Origin of the sequence: Luteibacter sp. UNCMF366Tsu5.1 (assembly GCF_900119235.1) — a bacterium.
In the GTDB taxonomy this organism is placed as follows: Bacteria; Pseudomonadota; Gammaproteobacteria; order Xanthomonadales; family Rhodanobacteraceae; genus Luteibacter; species Luteibacter flocculans.
In genome coordinates this window covers 222,795-242,347 of sequence record NZ_FPIS01000001.1, presented here as the reverse complement: position 1 = coordinate 242,347, position 19,553 = coordinate 222,795, and the positions used below count along the sequence as shown (strand labels likewise).

The following is a 19,553-nucleotide window of genomic DNA, read 5'->3' as shown; positions in this document are numbered from 1 at the left end:
GCTCAGTAGCTGCTCTTGCCGGGGATCAGGGTGTCCTGCTTCTTCGCGTCACAGACCGCGTACGAGAAGCCCTTCTGGATGGCCCACGCACCGACGTTGCCCTTCTTGTCCATGGCGAGAAAGCCCACCTGCAGATCCTTGGCGTTGGGCTTGCGACGAAGGATGCGTTCCACGGCTTCGCGGCAGGCGTCCTCCGGCGAACGACCCTGGCGCATCAGCTCCACCACGAGGAAACTGCCCACGTTGCGGATCACTTCCTCGCCCACGCCGGTGGAAGTCGCGCCGCCGACCTCGTTGTCGACGTACAGGCCCGCACCGATGATGGGGCTATCGCCCACCCGACCGTGCAGCTTCCAGGCCATGCCGCTCGTGGTGCAGGCGCCGGAGAGATTGCCCTGCGCATCGATGGCAAGCATGCCGATCGTGTCGTGGTTGCTGGCATCGCCAGGCGTGCGGCCCGGGCCGGCGTTATACGTACCGACCTCGCTGTTGGCGACCGGCTTGTACTTCGCCGTCTTCAACCATTCGTGCCAGGCCTTTTCGGATTCCGGCGTCAGCAGCTCTTCGCGCGGGAAACCCTGTTCCATCGCGAATTGCAGCGCGCCGTCTCCAACGAGAAGCACGTGTGGCGTACGTTCCATCACGCGACGTGCGACAGAAATGGGGTGTGCGATATGTTCCAACGCTGCGACGGCACCGCAGTTGCCGTGCTCGTCCATGATGCTGGCATCCAACGTCACCTTGCCGTCGCGATCGGGATAACCCGCGCGCCCGACGCTGTGATTGCGCAGGTCGGCTTCCGGCACGCGGGCGCCCTGTTCCACGGCATCCAGCGCGCGACCGCCCGAGGACAACACCTTCCATGCCGCCTGGTTGGCCGCGACGCCGAAGTCCCAGGTCGAGCACACGCGAGGCACCACGCCCGACGACGCGCTAGCGGCGGGCGCGGTCTTCGCGATGCCCTTGGCGGCCAGTGCCATACCCGAGGCGACAGTCGCCCCCTGGAGGAATCGTCTGCGGTCCATGGGTTCCCTCGTTCGACGACGCGCCTTTCGCGCCGTCGTCGATGGTCGCACGCTGACCCGCGCGCTCGCCACCGTCGGCGAGCGCGCGGCAGGCTTCCAGATGCTCGAACTCCCGCGCCTCCAGCACTCGCAAGCGTGCGGAGTGCGCAAACGCGCCGGCAAGGATCGCCATCATCCCGAGCACCGCCAGGACAAGCACGAGGATGGCGCCGCGCTCACGGCGCATGGACGCAGCGCTCCCGCAGACGTTGCATCGCCGCAGCCGGCCGCGCCACGGTGCGCGTGTAGCGGCGGCCATCGCGCATCCAAAGGACGACCTCGATCGCAAGGGGGTCGCCCCGCATACGATCGGTCAGCGTCTTGCGGTGCATGGTGCACTCGTTGTCGAGCACGTCGGCGTAGAACCATGCCGTGGCGACACCCGGCAGATACTTATCGCACTGCTCTTTCTCGCAGCGCCAGAGGTCGCCATCGGCCATCCATTCGACGCGCCATGCGTTCTCCCCGTGAACGAGCCCCTCTCTACTCACCACCAGCGCAGATGCCGCTGGGTGCGCGGGGCGCGCCGCGCAATCGCTGCTTCCCTGGCAGCCCGCCCATACCTCGGCAGCTCGCAGGTCACGTGCGATGGCCGCCAACGCAAGCCATGCGGCATCGTCACGCCGCCGCGCCAGACTGTGGCGCGCGGCGGCCATGCCCGCGATCGATAGCGCCGTCGCAGCCCCCGCCGCAATAAGGCTGGCTACCGCCAGCCCGACCAGCAGTTCGATCAGACTCATGCCGCGCGAGGTCATGGATGGACTGTCCACGCAAGGACGGGCCGGTCCGCCCAGGTCACCGTGATCGTGCAGCGCGCCGCATCGCAGGCCACTCGACCGGCAGCGGCGGAGCCGACGCGTCGCGCCAGCTCGGCATGGAAATTGAGAACGTCGTCCCTCGCCAGCCGTCGCGCGAGACACGACGCATCGCACGCTTCGTTCGTTGCGTGGCGATGGGCATCGCTTCGTGATCCAGCGCTCGGTGCGCGAGGCATGCCCGTGTCGTCGGCGCGCTCGTCGTCGTAGTCGGCCGTTCCCTCGGGATTGGCACGGATATGCGCAACGAGGCTGGCTGCAATCGTCGTCGCCGCGTTCAACCGCGACGCACGCGCATGCGCCGCCATCGACTGCATGGTCCAGGTCGCGTTGCACGCCGCGCCGATGGCAAAGACGGCCATGGCAACCAGGCATTCGATGAGGGATGAGCCGCTGGCGGATCGCATCCGGCCATGCTCGACCCGGGCGTGACGTGGCTGCCATCGGGACGGCCCACGAACGAACGTGCGCAGCGCGGAACAGCCGAGGTGGTCCGCGCCGACCGGGCAGTGTCGCGGAAGACCGCGAATACGACGATCCATGCCGAAAAAGCGGATGCCGTCGCCGGCTCGCCATCGGCCTTCTGGACGGCTTTCGATCGCTCAAAAAAAGGTTCATCGCGCATTACCGGGGGCTGCGGCTCTCCCGACACGCGACCTCAGTCATCGCGGGAGTCTTCGGTGCCCCCCCTCGAGGCGAGTTCCGCACAAGAGAGCGGCCGAAGGCCCATAGGTACACGGGCCGCGCCAGCGGCTTCCTTTTCGAACGCGGAGGACCTGTCTGAAGCAGCGAGGGGGGGGACACCGAAGGCTCTGGCCTCACCGTCCGAACTACCGGCCGCGCCAACCGCCGGACATATGCAGTCACGCCTCGGCGAATGAATCGACGTATCCAGCCTGCACCCGGGAATTCCGCAATGAACCAAAAAAAACCCCGCGCCGGGGCGCGGGGTTTCCTGTTACGAAGCGGAAGCGATCAGGCGGCGATTTCGACACCCGACGCCTGGGCACCCTTCGGGCCCTGGGTCACTTCGAACTTCACTCGCTGGCCTTCCTGGAGACTACGAAACCCCTTCGAATTGATCGCAGAAAAGTGGACGAACACGTCCTCCCCACCGTCCTCGGGCGCGATGAAACCGAAACCCTTGGCATCGTTGAACCACTTGACCGTACCGAAACGCATTGCGGAAACCTCTGGACATGGACTGGAAGCGCCTGAGTTGGCGAGGCGTTCCCCATGGATCCCCTTTGCCCGCCCCCACGCGCAGCGGAAGTATCGTCATGTTTCAGACCAAAGCGCAACTGGGATTCTTTCCGATATCAGAGGGCGTCCAGCAGACGTCCCAGGATCGGCGGCACGTTCGCCGTGGCGGCGGCCAGGTGCTCGAAGATCTCTTCGATACTGATTTCCACGGCGTCTCCCGCACCCGCAGCAAAGTTCGCCACCAGGGCAAGGCAGGCGAAATCCAGGCCGAGTTCGCGGGCCAGCGCCGCCTCGGGCATACCGGTCATGCCCACCAGGTCGCAGCCGTCGCGCTTCATCCGGGCGATCTCCGCGCGCGTTTCCAGACGCGGCCCCTGGGTCACCCCGTGGACGCCGCCATCGATGATCGCAAGCCCTTCGGCCCGGGCCGCAGCCACGATCGCCTGACGAAGGCTTTCCGTGTACGGCTCGCTGAAATCGATGTGGCGAACCTCTGCCCCTTCGACGTCATTGAAGCTGGTGTAGCGCCCGTGGGTGTAATCGATGATCTGGTCCGGCACCACGAGGGCGCGCGGGCCCATGTCGTCGCGAATGCCGCCCACGGCGTTGACCGCCACCACCCGCTGCGCGCCGAGGGCGTGCAGCGCCCAAAGGTTCGCCCGGTAGTTCACGCGGTGCGGCGGTACGGTGTGGCTTTCGCCATGGCGTGCGAGGAATGCAAGCCGCTTGCCGCGGAAGCTGCCCGTCACGACATCACCGGACGGTGCGCCGAAGGGCGTGTCTACCTGCTGCCGCTCCGTGTGCTCCAGGCCCTCGAAGGCGTAGAGGCCGCTACCGCCGATGACGGCGAGATCGATGGTCATCGCACTCAGTCCTTCAACGCGTAGATGGCAGGCAGGTTGCGGGCTTGCTCGTGGTAGTCCATGCCGTAGCCGAACACATAACGGTCCGGCAGGTCGACGCCATTGAAGTCGGCCTCGATACCGTGCGCACGGCGGCCATGCAACTTGGTGCAGAGCACGACGAGAAGAACGCGCGCCGCACCCATCTCGAGACATGCATCGCGCACGGCCTTCAACGTATGGCCCTCGTCGAGGATGTCATCTACCAGCAGCACGGTGCGCCCCTGCAACGGCACTTCCGGTCGGCGCAGCCAATGCAGGTCGCTGCCACTGGTCTCGCCGCGATAACGCGTGGCGTGGACGTAGTCGAATTCGAGATCGGTTCGGATCGCGAGCGCGATGTGTCCGGCGAAGACCAGTGCACCGTGCATCACGGTGAGGAAGACGGGACGCTCACCGGCGAGCGCGTCGTCGATTTCGCGCCCCATGCGAGCGATCTCGATATCGAGCTGGTCGCGGGTGAACAGGATGTCGGAGCGCATCAGCGCGTCAGCGAGCGAGGCGGCAGTCATGGTTCGGTCAAGGCTCCAGGGCGGTCACGCGTGCGATGAATCGCTCGCGCTGGGGATTGTCGACAAGGCCTTCCCAGGTCGAGCCGATCGCACCGCGCAACGGCGCGATGCGTTCGACCGGCGACGGACGGCGGCCTCGAACCGCCGCAATCGCCTCGGGAACGGCCTCGGGAAAACACGCAAGCACGATGTCGCAGCCGGCGTCGAGGTTGGCCGCGGCACGCGCGGCAATATCGCCTGCGCTTCCCGCGGCGGCCATGCTGATGTCGTCACCGAACACGCAGCCGCGGAAACCGAGTTCGCCACGCAGGATGTCTTCGATCCAGGTACGCGAATAACCCGCAGGGCGGTCGTCGATCGCAGGATAGATCACGTGTGCCGCCATCACGGCTTCCGCGTGCGCGTCCATGCCTGCAAGGAATGGCAGAAGGTCGTTGGCAAAGATCTCTTCCTTGCTCCGAGGGTCGATGGCGACCGACTCATGGGTGTCTTCGGCCACGGAACCGTGCCCCGGGAAATGCTTGAGCACCGCAGCCATGCCACCCAGGTGCATGCCGCGCACATAGGCCTGCACCAGCTCCGCCGCAACGGCAGGATCGGCATGGAACGCGCGGGTGCCAATGGCCCGGCTGCCGCGATCCAGATCGGCCACGGGCGCAAAACTGAAATCGACGCCGATGGCACGCATCTCACTCGCCATGATCCAGGCATGTTCTTCCGCGCGGTTCACGGCGTCGACCGGGTCGCTTTCGTAGAAACGGCCGATGGCCGCCAACGGCGGCAAGCGCGTGAAACCCTCGCGGAAACGCTGCACGCGTCCGCCTTCCTGATCGACACAGACGAGAAAATCCTCGCCCGCCACCTCGCGGATCGATGCGATGAGCGCGGTGACCTGTTCGCGCGACTGGAAATTGCGCGAGAAAAGAATCGTGCCCACGACGCCGTGGGCCGTCAGCCATTCGTGTTCGTGCGCTGCCAGCTCGGTGCCGGCAAGACCGACCATCAGCATGCGGTGTCCTCCCTGCCTGCCTTTTCTTCGGCCGTCCAACGAGCGAACGGTCGATCGATAAGGTTGACGTTGTAGTAGCGCGGCGCACTCACTTCCACGCCGAGCCAGTCGGGCCGTGGATACGCAGCGTCCGCAGCGTCCAGTTCGAGCTCGGCCACGATCAGGCCGGCGTTGTCGCCGCCGAATTCGTCGATCTCGAAATGCGCGCCCTGGTAATGCACGTGGTGGCGCACCTTTTCCAGCACACCGTCGGACAGCGCATGAAGCAGATGCTCCGCGTCGGCCAGCGGAATGGGATATTCGAATTCGTCACGCTGGATGCCCAGCACGGCGGACTTGATGTTGAGCGAGGCCTGCTCGCCCGAGATCCGCACGCGAACGGACGATTTCGCATGACCGGCAGCGATCGCCGCCGCGCCGATGAGATAGCCCTGCGCGATGCGATCGCTGCGTTCCACGAGCGCGCGCCAGCCATCGCCGGCAAGAAGGAATTTCCGTTCGATTTCGACGCCCATGTGTTTCGCCCCTCAGCCGCGCTCGAACAGCGCGATGGATTCCACGTGCGCGGTATGCGGGAACATATCCATCACACCGGCCGAAACCAGCCGGAAGCCGTGCCGCTCCACGAGGATACCGGCGTCGCGGGCAAGCGAGCCCGGATGGCACGAGACATACACGACCCGCTGGGTGCCCTTGCGCGGCAGATACTCGAGCACCTTGTCGGCACCGGCGCGCGGCGGGTCGAGCAGGATCTTGTCCCACGGCTGCTGCGCCCAGGGCTCGTTGCGCTGATCGTCGAAGAGGTTGGCGACGCGGAACGACGCGTTGGACAGGCCGTTGCGTGCCGCATTGGCCGCCGCGCGCTCCACGAGGCCATGCTCGCCTTCCACACCGACGACCTCTGCCGCATGGCGTGCCATCGGCAGCGTGAAGTTGCCCAGGCCACAGAACAGGTCGAGCACCTTGTCGCCGGGTCGCAGGTCGAGCAGTTCCAGCGTGCGCGCCAGCATGCGCTGGTTCATGCCCGCATTTACCTGGACGAAGTCCAGGGGAAGAAATTCCAATTCCACGTTGTCCGCAGGTATGGCGAAGGCCAGGCGAGGTGCTTCCGGCCAGAGCGGATGGACGCTGCTCTGGTTGCCTGGTTGCAGATAGATCGCGATGTCGTGCGCTTGGCCGAAGGCGACCAGCGCAGCGCGATCGCGCTCCGACAACGGCACAAGGTGACGGAACACGAGCGCGACCGTGTCGTCGCCCGCAGCGAATTCGATCTGCGGAATGTCGCGCGCAGCGTCTATCCCGCCGACCAGCGCGGCAAGCAAACCGACCTTGTCGCCAAGCTTGGGGTGGATGACGAGGCAGCTGTCGATGTCCGCGACGAAGCGCGGATTGGATTCCTCGCGGAAACCCACCAGCACGCGCTCCTTCTTCGCCACGTAACGGACCGAGAAACGGCCCTTGCGCCGATAGCCCCAGGGCTCGTCCACGAGGGGAGCCAGCCAGCGCTCGGGGCTGACCTTGCCAATGCGTTCGAAGTTTTCCGCCAGCACGCGCTGCTTGGCCGCGATCTGTGCGACGGGCGCCATGTGCTGGAGCGCGCAACCGCTGCACTGGCCGAAGTGCGGGCAAGGCGGCACGACGCGATCGGGCGACGGCTCCAGCACGCTGACGACTTCGGCGTCGTCGTAGTTCCGATGCCGCTTGCGATATTTCAGCAAGACGCGCTCGCCCGGCAGCGCGCCGGAAACGAACGTGGCCTTATTGTCGATGCGGGCGACGCCCCGGCCGTCATGGCTGAGGTCGGTGATGGTGGCTTCGAATTCGGTCATGCGCTCTAAAACGTAAAGCCCGGACCGCCGACGGCCCGGGCTGGCTGGGAGGACGCGCCGCGTGGAGTCTGAGCGGCGTGCGTTCCTGGCGAGTGCCTACTTGCGCTTCCAGGCGCCGGAGGCGTCCTGATAATACCAGCCCGGCAGCGCACGCTGGACCCAGCCCTGCGCAAACGTCTCGCGGATACGCGGCTCCCACTCCGGATGGCCATTGGCGACCGCGATGGCGCGATAGAGGGCGTCACGGTCGTTGTTCTCCTCGCGCACGAGCGCGTCGGCCTGCGCGCGCTGGCCCGCGGCCAGACTGCCGGCGTCACGCAAGGCTACGAGGCCGTCAGTGGTGAAGCCGGCCGAGCCCGCATCGAACAACGCCTTCAACTGTCCGCCGAAACGGGTCTTCATGCGCGCCCGGATGGCATCGGTTTCCGGCGTACGGATCTGCAGGTCGGGGGCGTCGGCCGCATGCGCGGCAGGAATGACGAGGTCCAACAGCGACGCCGATGGCTGGTGACCCGGTGCGGGTTGCGGCTTCGCTTCCTTGCCCGAGGCCGGTGCGGCGCCACTGTCGTCGAGGACGTTGCCGATGAACTGGTCGGCTGCCTTCTGTGCGGCGGCTTCCGGAAAATAGACGTTGATGGTGACGCAGCCGACGAGCGCCGTCAGCGTCGCGATCGCTATGCAGGTCAATAGTTTACGCATGATATTTCACTCCATGTTGAGCAGTCATCGTACGACGGGTCCATCGCCCTCGGTGGCCGCCTTGAGACGGCGAACCAATGTCGGCCAATCGACCTCGCGCTGGTGCCCGACCACGGTCAGGCGGGGCAGGCCGCTGCCTTCGACGATGGTGTAGCCATCTTTTGTCGGCCCCAGGCCGCCCATGGAGCAGACGTCGCCCTTGAGCGCGCACGACAGACCGATCCGCCGGTAGCCGAAAGTCTTGAACAACTTGAGCACCGTGCCCTGCAGGCCACCGGCAATGCCACCTCCGCCGACCGACGTCAGGTTGTTCACGGCCTTCTGGCTGATACGTCCGCCCTCCCCGGCCACCAGGTTGGCCTTGAACGCGGCGGGTGCCCAGCCGACGAGGCGCAGGTCGTCGATGCTGCCGTCCATACGCCCGGTGATGTTGCCGAAGTCGAAGACCGAGGTCAGCAACCCTAGATCGAGTTTGCGCAGGGCGATGTTGCCGGTCAGAACGGGGGCGTCGCCGAATGGCTGCGCCAGGCTCAGCCCGGTGATATCGATAAAGCCGTCGAAGGCGTTGATCGAGAGGCCGCCCGCGAGTTCGACGCGATCGTCGACATAGCGCAGCGACGGCACGGCACCGCCGAGCTTGCCGTGGAACTCGGGCCAGCCGAGCGCCCGGCAGAACGCCGCCATGTCGATCTGGGTCAGCGCCAGCGACGTCTGCAAACGCTCGCCACTGGCGGCGCCCGGGCGCAGCGACAGCCCGAGCACGCGAAACTGGCCGTCTAGCACGGGGATCGCAAGCGGCTTCTCCAGCGACAGTGTGCCGCCGGTGCTGCGCCAGGCGCCTTCGGCGGCACCGTTGGGGATGCGGTAGACCTGCAACGCGCGCCAGCCAAGCCGCGTGGATGGGCGGTTTTCGGTGGCACTCCAATCCAGCGCGCCGTGCAGGCCGTCCACACCGAGGCTGCCGTCGCCCAGTGCCAGGTCGAGGCCACCGGTCTGGAAGGAAAAGGCCTTCAGGGCACCCGTTTCCCAGGCGATCTGGCCGGCGATCTCCCCGCGCGCGCGCAACTGGCCCGCACCTCCGCTCACCAGACCGGTGCCGTAGCGCTCGTAGGCGGCCGGGAAACGGGCATTGAAACGATCGAGTCGCAGATGGGAAAGGCTTCCGCCGGGAGCGAAGCCCAGTTCCCCTTCCAACTGCAGCGCATCCGGATCGGTCAGGCGCAGGCGACGCACCGTCATGCCGGCCTTGGTCGAACGCGCACTCAGAGAGAGCTGTACGGGATGCGCGGGCAATCGCGCGCGAAGCGCTGCGAGCGTAAGGTCACCGCCGCGCAACGTGGCATCGAGATCGATGACGCTGGTCTCGCCCTGATTGTCGAAACCGATGCGGCCCCCGCCTGACACGCCCTGCCCCGCCAGCGTGTTTCCGGGGCTGTCGAAACCGACGCCGTCGAGCGCGAACTGGCCGGCTGCCTGCACGCCACCGTCCAGCACGTCCAAGGCGAGGTCGGCGTCTACCTTGCCGGCGGTGGTGCGGCCCGACCACACGGTGGACAGCAGCCCTTGCAACCAACCTGCGGGCAAGCCCTTCAAGGTGATCTGCGCGTGCGTCGTCTGGTCCATCGGCAACGCGACCTGCGCCACCGCTTTGTCCTGCTTGAGCGATACCTCAAGGGTATTGGCCGCGGCGTCGGCCACGATGTGCACGTCGGCACGACCGAGTGCGCCGCCCGGCGCGCCGCGCAGGCGCACGACACCGTCGAAGACCCAGCGCCCCAGTTCGTCGCGCCCCAGCGCACCGTCGAGGCCCAGGCCTACCTTGCGCCAACCCAGCGCCGGGACGTCGGCGCGTTCCGCGGAGAGCTTGACGCTGAGCCCTTTAGCGTCGGCGGCCGTATCGATGTCGGCCTGCATGCCACCCATTTCCAGCCCGGGCACCGACAGTGTGTCCGCTTCCACCGAAAGCCCCGCGCAGGCAGCACCGGCCCAGGCCATGGCGATCCAGCCGGCGAGCATGAGGACGAGCGTGCGGGTTGATACAGGAAGCATGCTCGGCCATTCTGCCAAAACCAGATGAACGACACGGAACGTTACATGTCGCAAGACGCTCTTCACCCTCTTTCCGGTGCAGCGGTGCGCCGCCTTCTCGTCGCCGACGACGACCCTTCGACACGACAGTTTCTCGCCAGCGCATTGCGCGCTCATGGCTATGAGGTCGTGCCGGCATGCGACGGCGCCGAAGCGCTGGCGCTGGGGTGCGCCGAGCGCTTCGACGCGTTGCTGCTGGATTGCCGCATGCCGCGGGGCGGCGCGATCGAGGTGCTGTCCTCCCTGCGCCGCGACCACAACGCCGCCTCGCGAGACGCCACGGCGCTGGCGACCAGTGCCGAAGTACCGGCAAGTCTGCGCGCCACGCTGCTCGACGAAGGCTTCGCGGGCGTGATCGAGAAGCCGTGCCGGATCGCCTCGCTGACCGACACGCTGGCCGCAACCCTGGGTCTCAGCGAGGGGGTACGCGTGCTGGACGATGACGCGGGGCTACGCGCCGCGGGCGACGCCGGCACCATGCACGCGCTGCGCGGCCTGCTGCGCATGGAACTCATCGAACTGCTCGGATCGCTGGGCCGCCTCGCGGACGATCCGGCAGCTTTGGTGGAACGGCTGCATCGCCTACGATCCGCCTGTGGCTTCTGCGGTGCGACGCGGCTCGGCACCCAAGCCAAGGTGCTGCAGGCGCACGTGCGCGAGACGCGAGCGGTGGTGCCAGATGCCCTCGCCCGTTTCCGGGCGGAGCTGGAGGCGGCACTGGCCGCCTTGCCGACCGTCTAAGGCGGGCTACTTCAGCACGCGCCAGGCACGCAGCTCGCCGCCGCCCAGGTGAAACGCGATCACCTGGCGCATCATGCGCCGCAATGACGCGAGCCCGGCGCTATCGGGCGAGCGATCCTCGGCCAGCGCCAGCAAATCGCGGCCACGCACGGACCGCGCGTCGCCCGCGCGTCCGGGCAGGGCCCCCGCCTCGGGGTCGTAGAAATACGCCGCATCGGGGTCGAGCGGCTCGCCATCGGAAGCATCCACAGCCAACTGCAACGCATAGCCCAGCGAGTCGAGCATGTCGCGCTCGAACCGGCGTAACGTCCACGCCAGCGGCTCTCTCGCGGCCATCCGCCGCAGCGTGAGTTCGTAGCGTTCGAAGAGGTCGGCGTTGGGGTCCTGGCGGCCCGTGAGGCGTACCACGAGTTCGTTGAGATAGAGCCCCGCCAGGCCGGCGTCACCCACCAGCCGCATCGCCGCGCCGGAAGGCTCCGCACTCCGCAGCGTCGCCAGTTCACCCTTGAGCAGAAGATCGAGCTCCAGGCGCTGGAAGGGCTCGAGCTGCGCGCGCTGCAGTCGTGCGCGCTCCTTGCGCACCCCGCGCGCGACCACGCCGATGCGGCCGTGGTCGCGGGTGAGGCATTCCATCAGCAGCGAGGTTTCCCGATAGGGTCTCGCGTGCAGGACGAACGCAGGCTGCTGCTCGACGCGCACGGCGTGGGCCCGGGTTATTCGTAACCGAAGCGCTTGAGCAGGTTCTCGTCGTCAGCCCAACCCTCGCGGACCTTCACCCAGAGCTTGAGGAACACCTTGCGCTCGAACAGGTTTTCCATCTGCTTGCGTGCGGAGGTACCGATGGCCTTCAACTGCGCGCCGGCATTGCCGATGACGATGGCCTTCTGCCCGTCGCGCTCGACCCAGATCACCGCATGCACTTCCGCCACGCCGTCCGGACGATCCTCGAACCGCTCGATCTCGACGGTGGTGGCGTACGGCAGCTCCTGGTCCAGGCGCAGCATCAACTGCTCCCGAACCATTTCGGCGGCCAGAAAACGCTCGCTGCGGTCGGTGATTTCGTCCTCGGCGTAGATCGCCGGCTGCTCGGGCAAGCGCTTGAGAATGCCCTTCTCGATACCGGCCAGGCCTTTCGCTTTCAGCGCGCTCACGTAGTAGACGTCGTCGAACGGATGCTTCTGCATGAGATCGGCGACGAAGGGCAGCATGGCCGTCTTGTCCTTTTGCAGGTCGACCTTGTTGATCGCCAGCAATTTCGGCATGTCCTTCTGCTCCGCCAGCGCGGCGTACATGGCCATGTCTTCGTCCGTCCAGCGCCCCGCCTCGATCACCTGCACAGCGAGGTCGACCTCGGTGATCGCCGCACGCGCGGCGCGATTCAGGCTGCGGTTCATCGCACGCTTGCCGCCACGGTGCAGACCCGGCGTGTCGACGTAGAGGATCTGCCCCTGCGGCTTGGTCGAGATGCCGAGGATGCGGTGGCGCGTGGTCTGCGGACGGTGGCTGACAATGCTCAGGCGCACGCCGATAAGGGCGTTGAGCAAGGTGGACTTGCCCACGTTGGGGCGGCCGACCAGGGCCACGTAGCCGCAGCGGAAGTCGTCGTCGACGACGGTGTCGTTCTCGGGGGTGTCAGAATCGTTCATAAGTGTCTTTTTACTGTACGCCGGTAAGGCGGCGAAGCACGGCTTCGGCAGCATCCTGTTCGGCGGCGCGCCGGCTGCCGCCGCGCCCCTCGACGCGGATCGGCTCAGGCTCGTCGATGGAACAGCTTACGTCGAAGGTCTTGGCATGGTCTTCGCCGTAGCTGTCGATAAGTTCGTAGGTGGGCAACGGCAGGCCCCTGCCCTGCAACCATTCCTGCAGGCGGGTCTTGGCATCCTTGCTGGAACGCTTGATCTCGGCCACCCGCGGGGCGAACAGCCGGCGCACGAGCTGGCGGCAGGCATCGTAGCCGTCGTCCAGGTAGACCGCGGCGACCAGCGCCTCGAAGGCGTCGGCCAGGATGGAGTCACGGCGGAAACCGCCGCTCTTCAGTTCACCCGGCCCCAGGCGCAGTTTGTCGCCCAGCTCCAGTTCGCGAGCGATGACGGCCAGCGCCTGCCCGTTGACGAGCTGCGCGCGCAGACGCGAAAGCTCGCCCTCGCTGGCGTTGGGATGGGCCTCGAACAGCAGTTCCGCCACGGTGGCACCCAGAAGGGCGTCGCCGAGGAATTCCAGGCGTTCGTTGTTCGGCTTGCCGACGCTGCGGTGGGTCAGCGCCAGGGTGGCCAGATCGGGATTACGGAAGGAATGAGGGAACTGCACGATCGCTCGTTACATGGGCGCATTCCTCAACTGCACCGAATTGTCGAAATGCAGGAGGAAGTCGATGTTGTAGAGGAAATGGATCTGCTTTTCGTAGCTGACGTTGAGCCTTGCACCATTGTTGGCGCGATCCAACGTGATGTCCTTGGGCTGGATCGTGGCGTCGTCCACGTACTGGAAGCCCATCTTGAACATCAGGTCGCGGCGGATGCCGTCGAGGTCCTGGTTGCTGCCGCTCGTCGCGATCTGGCTCATGGCCTTTTTCACGCCGAAGAACTCGATGTACGCGGGCACCAGCTTCATGCCCATGAAGGCGAAGAAGCCGAGCACCAGCAGCACGATGAGAAAGCCGATGAGGGTAATGCCCGATTGCCTGGATTTCATGCTCGTGTCCCGCCGCCGTGGCGGCTCCCCTGTTCAAGACGTGGAATGCGCGCGGGGCGCGATATGCGCCCCGCAGCGGAGATTACCTTGTCCGGCGGTATCCGCAACGCCCCGCGGCGTGACGGACGCCTCCGTTCACTCAATGGATGACCTTGCCCATCTTGGAGAAATCGAGCCAGCCATTGCTGGGGCCGCGCCAGGCCAGCCAGACGAAGAAGGCCTTGCCGACGAGATTCTGCTCGGGCATGCAGCCCCACCAGCGGCTGTCGGTGCTGTTCATGCGGTTGTCGCCCATGACGATGTAGCAGCCCTTGGGAACCTCGGACGGCACCACCGCGTTGGGGATATCCATCGGCATGTTGTACGCGGGGGTAAGCGCGATCGTGTGGTTGATGCTGCCCAGGTGCTCGGTATAGAGCTTGGAGCCGTAGGTCATCAGCAGGCGATCTTCCGGGCGGGTCATGCTGCCCTTGAACGGCCCGATTTCATCGGCGCCGACGCGCTCGCCGTTGATGAAGAGTTCGCTGCCGCGCGTTTCGATGCGATCGCCGGGCAAGCCGATCACGCGCTTGATCCAGTTCTCGCTGGGCACAGCGGCGTGCGGATCCTGGCAGGTGATATCGCCGCTGCGGACGGTCTGGCCGTTTTCATCGCGGCAGAGGAACCCCGGAAAACGAAAGACCACCACGTCGCCACGCCGCGGCTCGCCATTGGCGACCAGCTTGTTGTTGAAGGCCGGCATGCGCAGGCCATAGGCAAACTTGTTGACCAGGATGAAGTCGCCGACGTCCAGCGTGGGCATCATCGAACCGGAGGGAATACGGAACGGCTCGGCGACGAACGAGCGCAGGATCAGCACCACCAGAATCACAGGGAACAGCGACCGCGACCAGTCGACCGGCCAGGATTCGGGCTGCTCCTCGCCAGTGGCCTCCGCACGCGCCCGGCGTGCCTTCGCGAGAAAGAGGCGATCGAACAGCCAGATCACTCCGAAGAGGACCGTCAGGCCAAGAAGAATCGCCGAAAAATCGAATGCCGCCATGCCAACTCCGTCAGTCGTGTCGAGGGGCCGCGAGGCCCATTCCGGCGCATCCCGCGCCGGTTATCCATAGGTGAAACGTCATGCTGCCCGAAAGGGCTTATTTGTCGACCTTCAGCACTGCAAGGAAAGCTTCCTGCGGGATTTCCACGCTACCCACCTGCTTCATGCGCTTCTTGCCCTCCTTCTGTTTCTCCAGAAGCTTCTTCTTGCGCGACACGTCACCGCCGTAGCACTTGGCCAGAACGTTCTTGCGCAGCGCTTTCACGGTGGAGCGCGCGATGACCGCGGCGCCGATCGCCGCCTGGATCGCCACATCGAACTGCTGGCGCGGGATCAGGTCCTTCATACGCTCCACCAGCTCGCGTCCGCGGCGATCGGCGTGCGAACGATGCACGATCAGGCTCAGTGCGTCGACGCGATCGCCGTTGATGAGAATGTCCACGCGCACGAACGGACCCGCGTCGAAACGGTCGAGGTGGTAATCCATCGACGCGTAGCCGCGCGACACCGATTTCAGCCGGTCGAAGAAGTCGAGCACGACCTCGGCCAGCGGCAGTTCGTAGGTGACCTGCACCTGCGTGGCGAGGTACTGGATGGAACGCTGCACGCCACGCTTCTCTTCGCACAGCTTGATCACGTTACCGACGTAGTCGCCGGGCGTGAGGATGTTGGCGACGATGATCGGCTCGCGGATCTCGGCGATCTGCTGCGGTGGGGGCAGCTTCGCCGGGTTGTCCATCTGCAGCACGCTGCCGTCGGTCTTCGCCACCTCGTAGACGACCGTCGGCGCCGTGGTGATGAGGTCGAGATCGTATTCGCGCTCGAGACGCTCCTGGACGATTTCCATGTGCAGCATGCCGAGGAAGCCGCAGCGGAAGCCGAAGCCCATGGCCTCGGAACTCTCCGGCTCGAAGAACATGGCGGCATCGTTGAGACGCAACTTGTCCAGGGCCTCGCGCAGCGCCGGGTAATCGTCGGCGGACACGGGAAAGAGACCCGCGAAGACGCGCGGCTGCATCGTCTGGAAGCCGGGCAACGGCTCTTCTGCGGGCTTGCCGGCATGGGTGAGCGTGTCGCCGACCGGCGCGCCGTGCACATCCTTGATCGAGGCGTTGATCCAGCCGACCTCGCCCGCGGCGAGACGATCGAGCTTCTTGCGCTTGGGCGTGAACACGCCCACGTCGTCCACCAGATGCGTACGGCCGGTGGACATCACCAGGATCTTGTCGCCCGGGCGAATCTCACCCTGCATGACGCGCACCAGCGAAACCACGCCGAGGTAGTTGTCGAACCAGGAATCGATGATGAGCGCCTGAAGCTTATCGGTGTCACGCGGCTTCGGCGGCGGGATGCGATGGATGATCGCCTCCAGCACCTCGATCACGTTCTGACCGGTCTTCGCGCTGACGGGAATGGCGTCGCTGGCGTCGAGGCCAATCACAGCCTCGATTTCGGCCTTGGCCTTTTCGATGTCCGCCGTCGGCAGATCGATCTTGTTGAGGACGGGAATAACCTCGAGCCCCTGCTCGATCGCGGTGTAGCAGTTGGCGACCGACTGCGCTTCCACACCCTGCGCCGCATCCACGACCAGCAGCGCACCCTCGCACGCCGATAGCGAACGGCTGACCTCGTAGGAGAAGTCGACGTGGCCGGGCGTATCGATGAAATTCAACTGGTAGGTCTTGCCGTCGCGCGCCTTGTACGGCAGCGACACGGACTGAGCCTTGATGGTGATGCCGCGCTCGCGCTCGATCGGGTTGTTGTCGAGGACCTGCGCTTCCATTTCGCGCTCGGTCAGGCCGCCACACAATTGGATGATGCGATCGGCCAGGGTCGACTTACCGTGGTCGATGTGGGCAATGATGGAGAAGTTGCGGATGAGTTCCATGGAGCGCCGTGGTCACGTTCACCATCGCTCGCGGCGCGAACGACGCGCGCCGACCTGGGGGCCGGCGCGAATCCCGTAGTATCGCATGGAAGGCCGGCCGCCGCCGAACGACGGCCGGTTTTGCGCTCAGCGCTCACTGGGTACGGTGACCCCGACGAAGCGGGTGGAATCGTCGCGGCGGACCAGCAGCATCGCGGTATCGCCGGGCTTGATCCCCTTCACGGCATCGCGGAAGGCAGCGGCGTTGCCGATCCGCTTCTGGTTGACCATGAGGATCACGTCGCCCGATTGCAGGCCGGCGCTGGCGGCAGCGCGGCCGGTGATCCGGCTGACGACCACGCCTTCGCCCGGCTTGAGGCCAAGCTCAGTACGCGCGGACGCGTCGATGTCCTGCACCGACATGCCGAGGGCGGCAGCGGATCCACCGCCAGTGCTATCGCTGTCTCCGCTGGCCGCGGCCAGGGCGTCCTTGTCGCGCGGCAGTTCGCCGACCTTGACGTCGACGACCTGCTTCTTGTGATCGCGGAGGATCTCGACCTTGGCCATGGAACCCGGCTTGGTCAGACCGACCAGGGGCGGCAGGTCGGGCGACTGCGTGATCGGTGTGCCGTTGAACGACAGGATGACGTCGCCTTGCTTGATGCCGGCCTTGTCGGCGCCGCTGCCCGGGGTGACCTGGGCGACGAGGGCGCCGTTGGCGTCGGGCAGATCGAGGTTCTTGACGAACTGATCCACCGGCTGGACGGTCACGCCGAGCATGCCGCGGGAAACGTAACCCTTTTCCTTGATCTGCTGCACGACGTTCATCGCGACGTCGATCGGAATCGAGAACGACAGGCCCTGGTAGCCACCCGAGGTGGAGTAGATCTGCGAGTTCACGCCGATCACCTGCCCTTGCAGGTTGAACAGCGGACCGCCGGAGTTGCCGCGATTGATCGGCACGTCGGTCTGGATGAACGAGGTATAGGGCTGGTCGCCACTACCGAGGTTGCGACCGACGGCGCTGATGATGCCGTGCGTGACCGTGGCATCCAGGCCGAACGGCGAACCGATGGCCAGCGCCCATTGGCCGCGCTTGACCGAGCGCGAATCGCCGATGGACACCGTGGGCAGCGAGGAGCCGTCGACCTTGAGCAAGGCGATGTCGTACTGGGGATCCTTGCCGACGACCTTCGCAGTGAACGTTCGACGGTCCTGCAGGCGGACCTTTACCTCGTCGGCGTCGTCGACCACGTGATCGTTGGTCAGGATGTAGCCATCACTGGAAATGATGAAGCCCGAACCGAGCGAGGTCTGCTCGCGCGGTTGCATCGGCATGCCCGGCATACCGAAGAAACGGCGCAGCAGCTCTTCCTGCTGGTCGTCGGGCATGCCGCCCGGACCGCCCCGCGCCTTGCGCGCGACACCCGTCGTCTTCGCCTCGACGTGAACGACGGCGGGCGCGTTCTTTTCTACGACGCCCGTGAAATCAGGCAGCGATTGCGCCTGGGCGCCAGCACCTGCCAGAACCAGCGCTCCGCCGAGGAGCGCGCGTGCATGCCACAAAGCCATCGATTTCCTCCTTTAACCTGACCATGGCTGCCCGCGCGGTGTGACCGCGCGGGTTGTTACGAATGGGAAAGGGGCGCGCCGGGAATCTCGGCGCGCGGCATACGCTGCGGCTCAGCGAGCCTGCGGCGCAGCGACCGGCTGTACATAACGGCTTCCGTCAGGACGGATCAGCAGCATGTAGCCATTGCCTTCCGAAGCCGAAGCGGCCCGGGCATGGTGAAGCTGGTACGGCGTAGAGCGCGGCAGATAAGCGGCGGCAGCGCCTTCATCACTCGAGCTGTCGAACGCTGCCTTCTGGGTGAACTGCGACGCCATGTTGCCGCTGAGCCACTGCGGTACCGCAGGAGCGGCAACCGGCGCAGGCGAGACGTCGGCGACCTCCGCGTCCCCGGTCAACGGTGCGCTGCGAGCGACATCCGGCGCCGAGACACGGTTCCCCGCGGGCTGCGTCAACATGAGCGCGGCCACCGCGACGCTGGCGGCGATAGCGCCGCCGGCAGACCACTGCAACCAGCGACGACGGGGCTGCGCGCCTCCCGCGGGCTGAGCGAACTCGGCCGAATCAGCGTCAATGGCGGCCATCACACGGCTGGCAAAGTCACCCGAGGCCAAGGGCGTAGCCTGCCGGCGCAAACCGTCGCGCCCCACGTGAAAACGCGCCCACGTGTCGGCAAGAACCGGATCGGCCTCAAGCCGTCGCAGCAGGAAGCGGACCTCCTCCCGTGACAGCTCACCGTCCATGCCGGCGGAGAGAATTTCGCGATTGGCTTCACTCATGAGGTGTGGTCCTCGCGGTCGGACAACAGCGGCCGCAGTTTCTGATCGATGGCTTCGCGAGCCCTGAAGATACGTGAACGGACAGTGCCAATAGGACAGTCCATGATGGAAGCGATGTCCTCGTAGCTTTTGCCCTCCACCTCGCGCAGGGTAATGGCTACCCGAAGTTCCTCGGGCAGGGCTTGGACAGTGGAAAAGACCGTTTGTTCCACCTGTTCGCGCATCATTTCGCGCTCCGGGGTGGCGCTTTCGTGCATGCGCGTGGCGCCGGGGACGTACACGGCATCTTCGATATCGATGTCGCCGGTGGGCGGGCGACGCCCCATGGCAACCAGATGATTCTTGGCGGTATTGACCGCAATCTTGTACAGCCAGGTATAGAAAGCGCTCTCGCCGCGGAACGAGCCCAGCGCGCGCCAGGCGCGAACGAAGGCTTCCTGAGCGATGTCCTCGCACTCGGTCCAGTCGTGTACGTAGCGCGAGATAAGGGCAATGACCTTGTGCTGGTACTTGCGGACAAGCAGGTCGAACGCGCGTCGGTCTCCTTGCTGCACACGTTCAACAAGTGCTTGATCCAGTTCGTTTTCGCCCATCCGGGCCGTCTCCTTAAAGCGTTCGGGGCCAGTCGCGGGCGCAGATGAGACAAGCCGACGTGGCGCAAGTTCATTGGCGCCATGCCGATTTCACCTCGGTGAAAATATGCGGGGCGGGCCGGCGAACTCAAGCAGGCCCCGCCGGGGAG

At 65.8% G+C, this 19,553-nt stretch carries 22 protein-coding genes; 1 reads left to right on the top strand and 21 read right to left on the bottom strand.

The window, feature by feature from the left end:
- Positions 1-2: 2 nt before the first annotated feature.
- The 12 genes from BT115_RS01025 to BT115_RS00970 all read right to left on the bottom strand — a co-directional run bounded on the left by BT115_RS01025 (position 3) and on the right by BT115_RS00970 (position 10,082).
- Positions 3-1,025, bottom strand: coding sequence for a N(4)-(beta-N-acetylglucosaminyl)-L-asparaginase (locus BT115_RS01025; protein ID WP_072320706.1), 1,023 nt, complete (start codon positions 1,023-1,025; stop codon positions 3-5).
- Positions 934-1,251, bottom strand: a complete 318-nt coding sequence (locus BT115_RS01020; RefSeq protein ID WP_072320705.1) for a hypothetical protein — start codon at positions 1,249-1,251, stop codon at positions 934-936. The genes BT115_RS01025 and BT115_RS01020 overlap by 92 nt, the downstream gene beginning before the upstream one ends.
- On the bottom strand, positions 1,241-1,819 hold the full coding sequence (locus tag BT115_RS18600; RefSeq protein WP_072320704.1) for a PilW family protein: 579 nt from the start codon (positions 1,817-1,819) through the stop codon (positions 1,241-1,243). Before BT115_RS18600 ends, BT115_RS01020 begins: the two co-directional genes overlap by 11 nt.
- The gene (locus BT115_RS18595; RefSeq protein ID WP_072320703.1) at positions 1,816-2,286 is read right to left on the bottom strand and encodes a prepilin-type N-terminal cleavage/methylation domain-containing protein; all 471 of its coding nucleotides are present in this window, start codon (positions 2,284-2,286) and stop codon (positions 1,816-1,818) included. The genes BT115_RS18600 and BT115_RS18595 overlap by 4 nt, the downstream gene beginning before the upstream one ends.
- A 568-nt stretch (positions 2,287-2,854) precedes the next feature.
- Positions 2,855-3,061, bottom strand: coding sequence for a cold-shock protein (locus BT115_RS01005; RefSeq protein WP_072320702.1), 207 nt, complete (start codon positions 3,059-3,061; stop codon positions 2,855-2,857).
- Between the two features lie 137 nt (positions 3,062-3,198).
- On the bottom strand, positions 3,199-3,945 hold the full coding sequence (locus BT115_RS01000) for an S-methyl-5'-thioinosine phosphorylase (protein ID WP_072320701.1): 747 nt from the start codon (positions 3,943-3,945) through the stop codon (positions 3,199-3,201).
- 5 nt (positions 3,946-3,950) lie between these two features.
- Complete coding sequence (locus BT115_RS00995) at positions 3,951-4,496, bottom strand: hypoxanthine-guanine phosphoribosyltransferase (RefSeq protein ID WP_072320700.1); 546 nt, start codon at positions 4,494-4,496, stop codon at positions 3,951-3,953.
- Positions 4,497-4,503: 7 nt separating this feature from the next.
- Complete coding sequence (gene nagZ / locus BT115_RS00990) at positions 4,504-5,505, bottom strand: beta-N-acetylhexosaminidase (RefSeq protein ID WP_072320699.1); 1,002 nt, start codon at positions 5,503-5,505, stop codon at positions 4,504-4,506.
- Positions 5,499-6,020, bottom strand: a complete 522-nt coding sequence (locus BT115_RS00985; RefSeq protein ID WP_072320698.1) for a CYTH domain-containing protein — start codon at positions 6,018-6,020, stop codon at positions 5,499-5,501. Before BT115_RS00985 ends, nagZ begins: the two co-directional genes overlap by 7 nt.
- 12 nt (positions 6,021-6,032) lie before the next feature.
- A complete protein-coding gene (gene rlmD, locus BT115_RS00980) occupies positions 6,033-7,334 on the bottom strand; it encodes a 23S rRNA (uracil(1939)-C(5))-methyltransferase RlmD (RefSeq protein WP_072320697.1) in 1,302 nt (433 codons plus the stop codon).
- Between the two features lie 96 nt (positions 7,335-7,430).
- Positions 7,431-8,033, bottom strand: a complete 603-nt coding sequence (locus tag BT115_RS00975) for a YdbL family protein (RefSeq protein WP_072320696.1) — start codon at positions 8,031-8,033, stop codon at positions 7,431-7,433.
- Positions 8,034-8,057: 24 nt separating this feature from the next.
- A complete protein-coding gene (locus tag BT115_RS00970) occupies positions 8,058-10,082 on the bottom strand; it encodes a hypothetical protein (RefSeq protein ID WP_072320695.1) in 2,025 nt (674 codons plus the stop codon).
- 45 nt (positions 10,083-10,127) lie between these two features.
- Here BT115_RS00970 and BT115_RS00965 point away from each other — a divergent pair, with 45 nt between their 5' ends.
- Positions 10,128-10,862, top strand: a complete 735-nt coding sequence (locus BT115_RS00965; protein ID WP_072322170.1) for a response regulator — start codon at positions 10,128-10,130, stop codon at positions 10,860-10,862.
- A gap of 6 nt (positions 10,863-10,868) precedes the next feature.
- Here BT115_RS00965 and recO read toward each other — a convergent pair whose 3' ends face one another.
- From recO to rpoE, 9 genes are all read right to left on the bottom strand, one after another.
- Positions 10,869-11,561 (bottom strand): DNA repair protein RecO, encoded by a 693-nt coding sequence (gene recO / locus BT115_RS00960; protein WP_072320694.1) that lies wholly within the window; start codon positions 11,559-11,561, stop codon positions 10,869-10,871.
- Between the two features lie 14 nt (positions 11,562-11,575).
- Positions 11,576-12,508, bottom strand: coding sequence for a GTPase Era (gene era / locus BT115_RS00955; protein WP_072320693.1), 933 nt, complete (start codon positions 12,506-12,508; stop codon positions 11,576-11,578).
- 10 nt (positions 12,509-12,518) lie between these two features.
- A complete protein-coding gene (rnc, locus tag BT115_RS00950; RefSeq protein WP_072320692.1) occupies positions 12,519-13,169 on the bottom strand; it encodes a ribonuclease III in 651 nt (216 codons plus the stop codon).
- Between the two features lie 9 nt (positions 13,170-13,178).
- On the bottom strand, positions 13,179-13,553 hold the full coding sequence (locus BT115_RS00945; protein WP_072320691.1) for a DUF4845 domain-containing protein: 375 nt from the start codon (positions 13,551-13,553) through the stop codon (positions 13,179-13,181).
- A 139-nt stretch (positions 13,554-13,692) separates the two neighbouring features.
- Positions 13,693-14,595, bottom strand: a complete 903-nt coding sequence (gene lepB, locus BT115_RS00940) for a signal peptidase I (RefSeq protein WP_072320690.1) — start codon at positions 14,593-14,595, stop codon at positions 13,693-13,695.
- A 97-nt stretch (positions 14,596-14,692) separates the two neighbouring features.
- On the bottom strand, positions 14,693-16,483 hold the full coding sequence (gene lepA / locus BT115_RS00935) for a translation elongation factor 4 (RefSeq protein ID WP_072320689.1): 1,791 nt from the start codon (positions 16,481-16,483) through the stop codon (positions 14,693-14,695).
- 126 nt (positions 16,484-16,609) lie between these two features.
- Entirely contained in the window at positions 16,610-18,034 is a 1,425-nt protein-coding gene (locus BT115_RS00930; protein WP_177257339.1) for a DegQ family serine endoprotease, read from the bottom strand.
- Positions 18,035-18,145: 111 nt separating this feature from the next.
- Positions 18,146-18,811: a sigma-E factor negative regulatory protein gene (locus tag BT115_RS00925; RefSeq protein ID WP_072320688.1), complete on the bottom strand. Its 666-nt coding sequence runs from the start codon at positions 18,809-18,811 to the stop codon at positions 18,146-18,148.
- Entirely contained in the window at positions 18,808-19,404 is a 597-nt protein-coding gene (gene rpoE / locus BT115_RS00920) for an RNA polymerase sigma factor RpoE (protein ID WP_072320687.1), read from the bottom strand. The genes BT115_RS00925 and rpoE overlap by 4 nt, the downstream gene beginning before the upstream one ends.
- Between the last annotated feature and the right edge of the window lie 149 nt (positions 19,405-19,553).